This window comes from Clostridium grantii DSM 8605 (assembly GCF_900129965.1).
Lineage (GTDB): Bacteria > Bacillota > Clostridia > Clostridiales > Clostridiaceae > Clostridium_AF > Clostridium_AF grantii.
Genome location: NZ_FQXM01000034.1, coordinates 1 through 13,087, shown reverse-complemented (window position 1 = coordinate 13,087; position 13,087 = coordinate 1). Strand labels below are relative to the sequence as shown.

The 13,087-nt window shown below is 29.1% G+C and carries 15 protein-coding genes; all 15 read left to right on the top strand.

Annotation, left to right across the window (positions count from 1 at the left end; translation table 11 throughout):
* Positions 1-15 precede the first annotated feature (15 nt).
* Positions 16-492: a PTS sugar transporter subunit IIA gene (locus BUB83_RS18885; RefSeq protein ID WP_073340681.1), complete on the top strand. Its 477-nt coding sequence runs from the start codon at positions 16-18 to the stop codon at positions 490-492.
* A 32-nt stretch (positions 493-524) separates the two neighbouring features.
* Complete coding sequence (gene helD, locus BUB83_RS18880; RefSeq protein ID WP_073340680.1) at positions 525-2,828, top strand: RNA polymerase recycling motor HelD; 2,304 nt, start codon at positions 525-527, stop codon at positions 2,826-2,828.
* 4 nt (positions 2,829-2,832) lie between these two features.
* Positions 2,833-3,552 (top strand): YaaA family protein, encoded by a 720-nt coding sequence (locus tag BUB83_RS18875; protein ID WP_073340679.1) that lies wholly within the window; start codon positions 2,833-2,835, stop codon positions 3,550-3,552.
* Between the two features lie 32 nt (positions 3,553-3,584).
* The gene (locus BUB83_RS18870; protein ID WP_073340678.1) at positions 3,585-4,385 is read left to right on the top strand and encodes a M55 family metallopeptidase; all 801 of its coding nucleotides are present in this window, start codon (positions 3,585-3,587) and stop codon (positions 4,383-4,385) included.
* A gap of 180 nt (positions 4,386-4,565) precedes the next feature.
* The gene (locus BUB83_RS18865; protein ID WP_073340677.1) at positions 4,566-5,744 is read left to right on the top strand and encodes an aminotransferase-like domain-containing protein; all 1,179 of its coding nucleotides are present in this window, start codon (positions 4,566-4,568) and stop codon (positions 5,742-5,744) included.
* A gap of 215 nt (positions 5,745-5,959) precedes the next feature.
* Positions 5,960-6,418, top strand: coding sequence for a YbaK/EbsC family protein (locus BUB83_RS18860; RefSeq protein ID WP_073340676.1), 459 nt, complete (start codon positions 5,960-5,962; stop codon positions 6,416-6,418).
* A 102-nt stretch (positions 6,419-6,520) separates the two neighbouring features.
* On the top strand, positions 6,521-6,961 hold the full coding sequence (locus BUB83_RS18855; protein WP_073340675.1) for an RrF2 family transcriptional regulator: 441 nt from the start codon (positions 6,521-6,523) through the stop codon (positions 6,959-6,961).
* An 84-nt stretch (positions 6,962-7,045) separates the two neighbouring features.
* Entirely contained in the window at positions 7,046-7,975 is a 930-nt protein-coding gene (gene cysK / locus BUB83_RS18850; RefSeq protein WP_073340674.1) for a cysteine synthase A, read from the top strand.
* A gap of 44 nt (positions 7,976-8,019) precedes the next feature.
* Positions 8,020-9,168 carry a cysteine desulfurase family protein gene (locus BUB83_RS18845; RefSeq protein ID WP_073340673.1) on the top strand — a complete coding sequence of 383 codons (1,149 nt, stop codon included), beginning with the start codon at positions 8,020-8,022 and terminating at the stop codon, positions 9,166-9,168.
* Between the two features lie 12 nt (positions 9,169-9,180).
* A complete protein-coding gene (mnmA, locus tag BUB83_RS18840) occupies positions 9,181-10,251 on the top strand; it encodes a tRNA 2-thiouridine(34) synthase MnmA (protein ID WP_073340672.1) in 1,071 nt (356 codons plus the stop codon).
* Between the two features lie 238 nt (positions 10,252-10,489).
* A complete protein-coding gene (locus tag BUB83_RS18835; RefSeq protein ID WP_073340671.1) occupies positions 10,490-10,789 on the top strand; it encodes a DUF2089 family protein in 300 nt (99 codons plus the stop codon).
* Between the two features lie 5 nt (positions 10,790-10,794).
* Positions 10,795-11,118, top strand: coding sequence for a hypothetical protein (locus BUB83_RS18830; protein ID WP_200801502.1), 324 nt, complete (start codon positions 10,795-10,797; stop codon positions 11,116-11,118).
* Positions 11,119-11,152: 34 nt separating this feature from the next.
* Positions 11,153-12,124 (top strand): phosphoglycerate dehydrogenase, encoded by a 972-nt coding sequence (locus BUB83_RS18825; protein WP_073340670.1) that lies wholly within the window; start codon positions 11,153-11,155, stop codon positions 12,122-12,124.
* Positions 12,125-12,221: 97 nt separating this feature from the next.
* Positions 12,222-12,428 carry a heavy-metal-associated domain-containing protein gene (locus tag BUB83_RS18820; RefSeq protein ID WP_073340669.1) on the top strand — a complete coding sequence of 69 codons (207 nt, stop codon included), beginning with the start codon at positions 12,222-12,224 and terminating at the stop codon, positions 12,426-12,428.
* Positions 12,429-12,647: 219 nt separating this feature from the next.
* Positions 12,648-13,087, top strand: a 440-nt coding sequence (locus BUB83_RS18815) for a PTS transporter subunit EIIC (RefSeq protein WP_159434116.1), incomplete at its 3' end; no start/stop codon positions are given.

Here is a 13,087-nt window from a genome sequence, read left to right as displayed (position 1 = left end):
CTTGGAGGTAATAAAATGGTAAGCTTAAATAGAAATAAATTTAAATTTTATTCTCCTGTTAAGGGGAAAGTTATTAAACTAGAGAAAGTAAATGATTTAGTTTTTTCTCAAAAATTAGTGGGAGATGGAATTGCAATTCAGCCAAGCGGCGATGTGGTGGTTGCCCCCTGTGATGGGATAATAAAGTTGATCTTTGAAACAAATCATGCTTTTGTAATAGTTACAGATGAAGGATTAGAAATTATAGTTCATATAGGAATTGATACTGTTGATTTAAAAGGAGAAGGTTTTATAAGAGTTGCAGAAGAAGATCAAAGAATAAGCGTAGGAGATGAGATTATAAAATTTAATAAAGAATTACTAGAAAACAAAGGTTGTGATCTTACAACAATGATATTAATTACAAATTACTCTAAGATAAAAGAAATGAATTGTTTTTATTTAAATGAATGTTTAGCTGGCGAGGATATAGTAATTGAATATGAGATATAAGTAAATTTACATACGGGGAGAATACTAAAAACATGGCAATAAAAAATGAAGAATTTAGATATGAAAAAGATAAGCTTGTTGAAACTGAAAATTGGATAGATAAAGAGGCTGAATTTCTAGAAAAAGAAAAAGAATATATAGATAAAAAGTTAATGGATTTAGTTAAGAAAAATAGTACATATAGTGTTGAACTTGAAAGTACAAAAAAAGTAAAGGAAATAAATGATAAAAGCTTAATGAAATTTAAAGAAGCAAGTGAAACTCCTTATTTTGCTAGAATAGATTTTTGTGAAAAAGATAGAAGTGAAGATAATTTTTATATAGGTAAATTTGGGTTGTTCGATAACAGTAATATGGAAGAAAAAGTTATTGATTGGAGAGCTCCAGTAGCGGATTTATATTATAGTGGTACTAGCGGAAATGCAAGTTATGAGGCTCCTATAGGAGAGATTAAAGGAAGTCTTAATTTAAAAAGAAAATTTCTTATTAAAGAAGGGGAATTACTTGATGCATTTGATGAAGGTATTAATGAAATAATTTTAAAAAGCGGAATAGATACATCGGGTAATGAACTAGTAGATGAGTTTTTGAAAATAAATCTAGAAGAAGCAGTTAGTAGTAAACTGAAAGATGTAGTTGCTACTATACAAAAAGAACAGAATGATATAATAAGAGCTGATTTAAACCAACCTATAATAGTTCAAGGGTCAGCAGGTTCAGGTAAAACAACGGTGGCTTTACACAGGCTAGCTTATTTATTATACAGGCATAATAAAACTATTAGTGGTTCGGATATTCTTGTAGTAGCTCCAAATAAAATATTTTTAGATTACATATCACAAGTTCTGCCTAATTTAGGTTCAGAAGATGTAAAACAAGTAACTTTTTACGATTTTGCTAGAGAATTTTTTATAGTAAAAAATAAATTTATTTCAAGAGAAGATAGACTATCTAGTATTTTAGAAGAAAAGTATAAAGATAAAAATGAATTAAATTTATTGATAAATAGTAGTAAATTTAAAGGTATGGCTCAGATGAAAGTTATATTAGATAGACTTTTAAAGATTTTAGAAATGATAGATATTGATATAGAAGATGTAAGAGCTGATGAATATATGATCTTTCCTAAAAAAGAGATTATGAGGTTATATGCTAGAGATTTAGTTTATTTACCTATTAATAAAAGAAAATTGGAAATCAAAAGATATCTTAATGGAAGACTAAAGGGAAGACTACCTTTTATATGGGAACAAATTGATTTAGATTATATTGATAGAATTAATTTAATAAAAAGCAGTGAAGAAAAACCAGAAGATATAAGAGAAAATATTATTAAGGCTTATAATGAACGAGATAAAAAGAAAAAGGAATTAAATAAGAAAGCATTATATGAAATTAAGGTATTTATTGATAATTGGATTACAAAAGATATAGTTAATTTTTATCATGAGATGTATATTGATAAAAATATTTTTATTAAAACGACGGGTGGAAAAATACCAGAATTTTTAAGAGAACATTTGAGTGAATGTCATAAAGAGTACAAAGAAAATAAATTAATTGATGATGATGATTTAGCACCACTAATGTATCTAAAGCTAAAAATTGATGGTGCAGATGAAAAATATAAATATAAGCATATTGTTATAGATGAGGTACAAGATTATAGTGTTTTTCAACTCATCGTATTAAATGAAATATCTAAAACTGAGTCTATGACATTGGTAGGGGATCTAGGACAAGGAATTTATTTCTATAAAGGAATCTCAGAATGGGAAGATGTAATAAAAACAGTATTCAATAATAATGCTAATTATATAACATTAACTCAAAGTTACAGATCTACAGTTGAAATAATAGAGTTTGCTAATAAAGTTTTGGAAAAACAAAAAAACAATTTAATTCCAGCCAAGCCTGTTCTAAGACATGGCGATAAACCTAAAGTTATTAATATAGAAGATAATAATGAATTTAAAATCAAAATGAATGATATTGTTAAGGATGTTCAAGCAAAAGGAAGAAACAATATAGCTATAATTTGTAAGACTTTAAAAGAATGTGAGGAAGTTTATAAAATTCTTAAAACTGAAAAGGAAATTAATTGGGTGCTTGTAAAAGATACAAATAAAGAAATAAATTTAGATAAAATAATTATTCCATCATATATGACAAAAGGATTAGAATTTGATTGTTCGGTAATATACAATTGTAGTGAGGATAGTTATAAAGATAATGATAGGGATAAAAAATTGCTGTATGTAGTGCTTACTAGAGCATTACATTTAGAATACGTATTTTATAAAGGACAAATATCTCCACTGATTGAAAAGGAGTGATTAAATGAAAATAATAATTTCTCCAAGTAAAACTCAGGATTTTAGTGGAAATATTTCTAAAAAAATTCAAACTCCTTTTTTTATAAAAGAAGCCAATGAAATAACTGATAATATTAAAAGATTATCGAAAGAGGAGTTAGGCTTGATGATGAAAATAAAAGGAAAGTTATTAGAAAAGACTTATGAAGACTATGAAAATTATGATACTACTAATACAATCAATCATGCAATATCAAGCTATAGTGGGATAGTTTTTAAAGAAATTAATGTGAAAGCATTTAATGAAAAAGACCTAGATTATGCTAATGACCATTTAATAATATTGTCTGCTTTATATGGAATTCTTAGTCCTTTTGATGGAATAAAGCCATATAGATTAGATATGAAAATAAAAATAGGTAATATATCATTATATGAATTTTGGAAAAATAAAATAGAAAATTATTTTAGTAAAGAAGATTTAATAATAAATTTAGCATCTAATGAATTTTCAAAGTTGATAAAATTACCTATGGTAACTATAGATTTTAAAGAAGAAGTTGATGGAAAATATAAAACAATTGGGACTTATGCTAAGCAAGCAAGAGGAATGATGGTTAATTATCTTATAAAAAATAATATTGAACAATTTAATAAGATTAAAGAATTTAGTATGGATAGGTATGTGTATAATAAAGAATTATCTTCTGATAAAGAAATAATATTTTCTAGAAAAAAATTATAATCTTATTCTAAATAGGCATAGGAGGTTGCAAAATGAAAATTTACTTGAGTGTTGATATTGAGGGAGTAACAGGTGTCACTCATTGGGACGAAACGGAAAAAAACAAAGGTGATTATTCTCCTTTTATGGAACAGATGACAAAAGAAACGAAAGCAGCTTGCGACGGAGCTATAAATGCGGGAGCTAAAGAGATTATTATTAAAGATGCTCATGATTCAGGAAGGAATATTAATCACAATGACCTTCCACAGTGTACAAAACTAATAAGAGGATGGAGCGGACATCCTTTCTCAATGGTTCAGGATATTGACAATACCTATGATGCAGCTATGTTTATAGGGTATCATTCCTGCTCACATTCAGATAAGAATCCATTATCACATACTATGCACCCTTTTTCTATAAATTATATAAAAATAAATGGAGTGTATGCTAGTGAATTTTTGCTACATGCTTATGCGGCAGCTTATGTGGGAGTACCAGTGGTTATGGTTTCTGGAGATGAAGGTTTAAGTGAAGAAGTTAAAATAATAAACTCAAATATTCATACTGTATCCGTTAAGCAAGGTATTGGAGCCTCTACAGTAAGTATTCATCCGGAAGTGGCTATAGATAAAATTAAAAAGCAAGCGGAAGTATCATTGAGTAATATAAAAGAATGTAAGATAAAATTACCTGAAAAATTTATAGTAGAGATATCCTATGTAAATCATGTTAAAGCTTATAGATCTTCTTTTTATCCAGGAATGAAGAGAATTTCAGAGACAGAAGTAGTTTTTGAGACTAAAGATTATTTAAGTGTAATGAGCATGATACAGTTTTTAGTTTCGTAGAAATATATAAGTATTAAAAGAAATATAAAAGTATTAAAATATAACCCATTATAAAAATGGGTTATATTTTTAAAAAAATATGAAGATAAATTGACAAATGTTTATTTAAAAACTAATATTATAATTAATACATAATTTTTTTACAGTGAATTTTAGAAATTTATCAAAGGGGTGTGGGGCATGGAATTAAAATTAGCAAAAAGAGCGCAAAAATTAAAAGCATCTGAAATAAGAGAGTTACTAAAATTAACTCAAAAAAAAGGTTTAATATCTTTTGCTGGAGGACTACCAGCACCGGAATTGTTTCCAATTGATGAAATGAAAAAAGTAACTGAAGAAATATTCACAAAATACGGTAAAGAAGTGTTGCAGTATAGCTTAACTGAAGGAAATGAAGACCTTAGAACTATTATAGGTGAAACAAGGATGAAAAATGTTAAAGTACCTAAAGAAAATATCTTAATCACAAGTGGATCTCAACAAGGTCTTGACTTTACTGGGAAATTATTTATAGATAAAGGGGATAAAATAATTTGTGAAAAACCAACCTATTTAGGAGCACTAACAGCATTTAATGTTTATGAACCAGAATACGTTGAAGTTGAAATGGACGATTACGGAATGATAATTGAGGATTTAGAAGAAAAATTGAAAAGTAATCCAGAGGTTAAGTTTATTTATACTATTCCTGATTTTCAAAATCCTACAGGAAGAACTCTGCCTGTAGATAGAAGAAAAAAGATGGTGGAAATAGCAAAGAAATATGAAGTTTTGATTATTGAAGACAATCCTTATGGAGAACTTAGATATGAAGGAGAAAGATATCCATCCATAAAAAGCTTTGATGATGATGGATACGTAATTTACCTAGGAACTTTCTCTAAAATATTTTGCCCAGGACTAAGAATTGGCTGGATTTGTGCTAGTGATATAATTATTGAAAAATATATTATGGTTAAGCAATCAGCAGATTTACATTGTAATACTCTTGCACAACAAGAACTTGTTACATTCATGAAAATGTTTGATATTGAAGAACATATAGATCAGATCAAAGAAGTTTATAGAAAAAGAAGAAACGTTATGCTAGAAGCTTTAGAAAAATATATGCCTAAAGATGTAAAGTATGTAAAAACTGAAGGTGGATTATTTATTTGGTTAGAATTAAAAGAAACAATAGATACTAAAGTTATATTTGAAGAAGCGGTTAAAAGGGATGTAGCTTTTGTTCCAGGACATTCTTTTTATGCAAAGGATGTTCGTAAAAATTACATGAGATTGAATTATTCAAGTATGAGTGAAGATTTAATTAAAGAGGGTATAAAAAGGCTTAGCGAAGTTATAATGGAATATTATTAGGAAATTTTTAATTTGAAGGTGAATGATAGAGAAAAAGTGCGAAGTGAGTGGAAAGTTGGAAAGGTAAAGAAATCTTTCGCTAGAGAGGATAATTTCTTTACAGGAAAAGATTTTAATTATTTTTCTAATACCTAATCAACCAACCACTAATTACTTCGTCTTTTATATTGAGTCCGAATATGAACAATATTCTAAAATAAAATTGGGGGATTAGTATGAGTTTAAAAAGTGTTAAAAATCAATTTAAAGAAGAAAATCTTAATCTAGAAATTATTGAATTTAAACAAAGTACAGCTACAGTAGAGCTTGCGGCGGAGGCTTTAGGGGTAGAGCCAGATCGCATTGCAAAAACAATGGCCTTTAAACTTAAGGAAACTAATATTTTAGTTGTTTCAAAAGGTGGGGCTAGAGTAGATAATAGAAAATTTAAAGATAAGTTTAGTGAAAAACCTAAAATGATGAATCATGAAGAAGTTGTTGAATTAACAGGCCATCCTGTTGGTGGAGTATGTCCTTTTGGTTTGGCAGAGACGCTAGATATATATTTAGATAATTCATTAAAAGAATTTGATTTTGTATATCCGGCTGCAGGAACAGCAAATACAGCAGTAAAGATAAGTGTGACAGAATTAGAAAAGATAACTAAAGGATCTTGGGTAGATGTTTGTAAATAAGAAATATTTTATAAAGAGAACAGATAAGTGTTGACTTTAATAAGAGTATGAACTATAATTACATCAAACACATAGAAATACTCGGTATTGAAAGGTGATAATATGAAAATTTCGACAAAAGGAACATATGGCTTAAAAGCCATGGTAGATTTAGCTTATAATTGTGCAAATGGGAAGAGTGTTACTTTAAAAAGCATTTGTGAAAGACAAAATATCTCTGAAAGATATTTAGAACAAATAATAGCTACACTTAGAAAAGCCAATATTGTAAATAGTATAAAAGGATCCCAAGGTGGCTATATACTGGCAGAGTCAGCTAGTCAAATAACTGTAGGAAGAATACTTAGAGCAGTTGAAGGAACGCTACATGTTATTAATAGTAACGATAACGAGCCTAAAGATAAAATTGAAATTTGCATACAGAATAGTGTATGGGATAAATTGAATGAAAGTATAGATTTAGTAGTGGATTCTATTACATTAGAAGATTTGGTTTTTAAATATGACAAAACTTTGAGTGATGGATTTATGTTATATATTTAAAGAATTTGATTGTAAAGTGATTAAAAAAATTTAGAAAATAACCAACTAAACATATAGAATTAATAAAATCGGAGGCGTATTAATATGACAATAGCAAAAAATTTAACAGAACTTATAGGTAAAACACCAATGTTGGAGCTTAATAATTATAAAGAGAACAATGAATTAAAGGGTAATATAATAGCAAAATTAGAATATTTTAATCCAGGCGGAAGTGTTAAAGATAGAATTGGTTTTGCAATGTTTGAAGAAGCAGAAAAAAGCGGAAAAATAAATAAAGATACAGTTATTATTGAACCTACATCGGGTAATACGGGGGTAGGACTTGCATTGACAGCTGCGGCAAAAGGGTATAAACTTATGATAACAATGCCAGAGTCAATGAGTATAGAAAGAAGAAAATTGTTGAAAGCTTATGGAGCAGAACTTATATTAACTCCAGCAGCAAAAGGAATGAAGGGTGCTATAGAAGCAGCAGAAGAATTGGCTAAAGAATACCCAAATTCATTTATTCCACAACAATTTAAAAATGCAGCAAATCCTGAAGCACATAGAAAAACTACAGCTTTAGAAATCCTTGAAGATTTAGAAGGAAAAGTAGATATTTTAGTAGCAGGTGTGGGAACCGGTGGAACAATAACTGGTATAGGAAGTATCTTAAAAGGAAAGAATGAAAACATAAAGGTAGTAGCAGTAGAGCCATCAGCATCACCAGTAATCTCAGGAGGAAATCCGGGACCACATAAAATACAAGGTATAGGGGCAGGATTTATTCCAGATGTCTTAAAAACAGATTTAATTGATGAAGTTATTAAAGTTGATAATGAAGATGCATTTAAAACTTCAAGAGAACTTGCTAAAACTGAAGGACTTTTAGTTGGTATTTCTTCTGGAGCAGCAGTAGTTGCAGCTAAAGAGCTTGCTAAAAGAGAAGAAAATAAAGGGAAAAATATCGTTGTTATACTTCCAGATGGAGGAGAAAGATATTTATCTACTGAATTATTTGAAGAATAAAATTTAAAGGGGTGACTAAGGCTGCGTATGCGGCCTTTTATTTTATGGGAGAATTATATTTTGATTATGCATCAACTACAAAGGTAAAAAAAGAAGTATTAGATGAGATGATTCCTTATTTTATGGAGTACTATGGAAATCCATCTTCAATTTATTCTTTATCTAGAAAAGTTAAAAGTGGGATAGATAAGAGTAAAAATAATATTTCAAAATTAATTAACTGTAAAAGAAGTGAAGTTTATTTTACTTCAGGAGGGACTGAAGCGGATAACTGGGCAATAAAAGGAATAGCTTTTGCAAATAAAGATAAAGGAAATCATATTATAACTACAGAAATTGAACATGCAGCAGTTTTAAATTCTTGTAAGTATCTAGAGAGTTTGGGTTTTAAAGTTACATATTTACCTGTTGATCATAAGGGTTTTGTAAATTTAGAAACTTTAACAAAAGCTATAGATAATAAAACTATTTTGGTATCAATAATGTTTGGAAATAACGAAATTGGGACAATGCAAAACATTAAAGCTATAGGTGAAATTTGTAGAGAAAAAAATGTATATTTTCATACGGATGCAGTTCAAGCTCTTGGTCAAGTGCCTATTAATGTGGAAGAAATGAATATTGATGTATTGTCAATGTCAGCACATAAAATTTATGGGCCAAAAGGTGTGGGAGCTCTTTATATTAAAAAAGGTGTTAAAATTCACAATCTTATCCATGGTGGAGAGCAAGAAAGAGGGAGAAGATCTGGAACAGAGAATGTACCAGGGATAGTTGGTTTTGGTAAAGCAGCTGAATTAGCTTTTGAAAACTTTGAAGAAGAAACAGATAAAGTTATTAATTATAGAAATAAAATTATAGATTTGTTATTAAAAATTGAAGGAACCCAAATAAATGGGGCTCTGGGTAAGGATAGATTACCAAATAATATTAATGTGAGTTTTAAAGGAGTAAATTCAGAAGGGCTGTTAATTGTTTTAGATAATATGGGGGTATTTGCATCAGCAGGGAGTGCTTGTTCCGCAGGAGCAATTGAAGAATCACATGTTTTAAAAGCTATAGGCCTTTCTTTAGAAGAAACGAAAAATTCTATAAGATTTACATTTGGATATGACATAAGTGATGATATAATAGAAGTATTCGTGGATAAAATAAGAATTGCAGTCAACAATATTAGATCAATGGACTGTTAGGAAGGTGTTAAAATGAAAAAGAAAGTTGTTATTGGAATGAGTGGAGGAGTGGACAGCTCTGTAGCGGCATATCTTTTAAAGGAAGAAGGATATGAAGTTATTGGTGTTACAATGCAGATTTGGCAAGAAGATGATGAGTATACAGATAGAGAAGGCGGTTGCTGTTCTATTGGAGCGGTTGAAGATGCCAGAAGAGTTGCAGATAAATTGGATATTCCTTTTTATGTTATGAACTTTAGGAAAGAGTTTGAAGTAAAAGTAATCGACTATTTTATAGATGAATATCTTATTGGTAGAACGCCAAACCCTTGTATAGCATGTAATAGATATATAAAATTCGATTCTTTCTTGAAAAAAGCGAAAGCAATAGGTGCAGATTATGTGTCTACAGGGCATTATGCAAAAATCGAGAAAGTTGGAGATAGATATGTTTTAAAAAGTGCCGATGATGATAGAAAAGATCAAACTTATGCATTGTATAATTTAACTCAGGATATGTTAGAGCAAACTCTTATGCCTTGTGGTGAATATACAAAAACAAGAATAAGAGAAATTGCAAAAGAATTAGAACTGGAAGTTCATGATAAAAAAGATAGCCAAGAAATTTGCTTTGTTTATGATAATAACCATGGTAGATTTATTGAGGAAGAAGCACCAGGAAAAGTGAAGCCAGGAAACTTTGTTGATAAAAATAGTAATGTTCTTGGAATGCATAAAGGAATAGTTCACTACACTATTGGACAAAGAAAAGGCTTAGGAATTGCTTTTGGTAAGCCTGTTTATGTAACGGATATTAATAGCAAAACCAATGAAGTGGTTTTGGGTGATGAAACTGATATCTTTAAAAATCAATTAATTGCTGGAGATTTAAACTTTATTCCTTTTGATAAATTAGAAGCCCCTATGGAAGTTCAAGCTAAAGTTAGATATAGTGCTCCAAGAGCTAAAGCTGTATTAATTCCTATGGGTGAAGATAAAGTGAAAGTTGTTTTTGAACAAAAGCAAAGAGCTATCACAAAAGGTCAAGCGGTGGTTTTCTATGATGGAGAAATAGTTGTTGGTGGCGGAACTATTGAAGAATAGATTTTGCTTATAGATAATTTCTGGTTGTAGGGGACGGTTTCCACGCCGTCCGTTAATCTTATCTCAACAACATTAAAAAAAGTGAATAATTAAAAAATTCTATCCTAAATGGATAGATTTTTTTATGGATAAATTTGTTTATTAAACAGGTTGACTTTAATAAAGTTAAAGTATATACTTAATATTATTAAGTAATATGTTGAATTATTAATAAATAAAATTAAAGCGTGGTGATAAAATGTCAATAGATGTGATTCCGGATTGGTTAAGCAATTTAGATGATGAAGATATAAGTTTTATAAAGAAATTTATATTAGCATCAGGATCATTAAAAGAGATTGCAAATGTTTATGGAGTTACTTATCCAACGGTAAGACTTAGATTGGACCGATTAATACAAAAGATACAAATATCTGAGGATACTTCAAACGATCCTTATGTTTCACTTGTAAAAAGATTAGTAATAAATGAAAAGTTAGATTTTGATGTTGCTAAGATTTTAATTTCGGAATATAAAAAAATAGATAAGGGAGAATGATAGAAATGATGATTAATATTATTGTACTAGGATTAGTAGCTTTAATTTTTTTAGTAGGTGTTGTGATTTTACAAGTTTTTTTATCTAAGAGAGAGGGCAATTGGCCAGGATTAGTTATACCTATTATTAGTGTTATATTTTCAATTTTTGGTGTTTTTGATATAGCTTTTTATGGCAATGAATCTATTTTACAAAAAATGATTGCGATAATGGTTTCTTTTTTTATCTTAAATATTCCAACATTCATACTTTTAGCTATATACTTTAGTTGTCACGGAAAAGTGAAAAAAAATAAAGAAATAAATAAAATGAATATTCAAGATTTATAATCTTAGTTAAAAATAAGAAAAGGGGTCAAAATTTATGGGAAAAGCATTATTCACATTTGATTATGGTATAGAAAAAATGAAAGCTATTGAAGATTTAGGGTATGAAGTCATCTTGGGAAATGAGAAAAATCACCTCTATAATAGGGAAGGTAATGAAACAAAATTCACTGATGATTTAAAAGATGTAGAAATTCTTGTTTGTTATAATCCTTTTCCGAGCTTAGATATAAGTAAAATGGAGAATTTGAAATGGATTCAATTATCTAGTATTGGGATAGATCAAGTTCCAAAAGAAGTTGCAATTAAAAATAATATAACAATCACAAATAATAATGGTGGGTATAGTATACCAATGGCAGAGTGGATTGTTATGAGTATACTTGAAATGATAAAAAATAGTAAGAAATTACATGATAATCAAAGTAAAAAAATCTGGAAAATGGATAGTAGCATTCTAGAGTTGTATGGAAAAACCATAGGCTTTGTAGGCACAGGAACCATAGCAATAGAATCAGCTAAAAGACTTCAACCCTTCGGAGTGAATATTTTAGGCATGAATACTAATGGTAGAAATATAGAATATTTTAACAAATGCTATTCAAGAACAAATATAGATGAAATGCTATCACTTTGTGATGTTGTAGTAGGAATTGTACCAGGAACAAAAGAAACTTATCATATTTTTGATAAAAATAGATTTAATGCTATGAAAAATGGAGTATTTTTTATAAATGCAGCAAGAGGAAGTATTGTTGATGAAAAAGAGATGATAAAAAATTTAAAAAATGGAAAAATTAAAGCTGCGGCTTTGGATGTATATGATGTGGAACCTTTGCCAGAAAATCATGCTCTTTGGGATTTAAATAATGTGATTATAAGCCCACATAATTCATGGATATCAGAAATGAGAAATGAAAGAAGATATAATCTAATATATGAAAATATGAAAAGATATATTCATGGAGAGAGTTTGATTAATGTAGTTGAGTTGGATAAAGGATACTAAGTTAAGTGGATTATTCTTAAATATTGCCTGATATATTTTTTGATTTTCTTCAAATACTAATACAGAAGAAAATTAAAAAAATAGGAGGATATTTATTATGGAGAAAATTCATTATGAAGTATCAGGAATAATTAACTCTGATAGAAAAACTAAAATAAAAAACTCATTAGATAAAATAGGCGGGGTTCAAAAGGTAGAAGTTGATGTAGCAAGAGGGACTGTAGATGTGAATTTTAATACTCCTGCTACAAGTGAAGTTATAGAACAAAGCATAGAAAAACAGGGATGTATAATATTAAATTAATATTTTTGTAAGATATTATTCAATGTAAACGCTTAATATAAAAGGAACCTCAGTTATGTCACTATTTTATACTGACATAAAAGGGGTTTCTTTTTCTTGTATGTGAGTATTTAGCCCAATATAATGTAAACATGAACAGGACATCTTTCAGAAATATCTGAAAAATGAAATTATAATTTAACATTATTCAAAATTAAAAAAATTATAGGGGGAGATTTTATGGCTAACACAGTAACAAATCTACAAAAGAAAACAGGTCAGGATAGGGTACAGGCATTTGGACGTTTCCTAAGTGGAATGGTAATGCCAAATATCGGAGCATTTATTGCATGGGGATTAATTACAGCATTATTTATACCTACAGGTTGGTTACCAAATGAAGAATTAAGTGCATTGGTTGATCCAATGATTCTTTATTTACTACCATTACTGATAGGGTATACAGGTGGTAAAATGGTTGGTGGAGTTAGAGGTGGAGTTGTTGGAGCGGTTGCAACAATGGGCGTAGTTGTGGGTGTATCCATACCAATGTTTATAGGTGCAATGATAATGGGACCATTGGGTGGTCTTGTAATTAAGAAATTTGATGATTTAGTAGAAGGAAAAATACCAGCAGGATTTGAAATGTTAGTAAATAACTTTTCAGCAGGAATAATTTC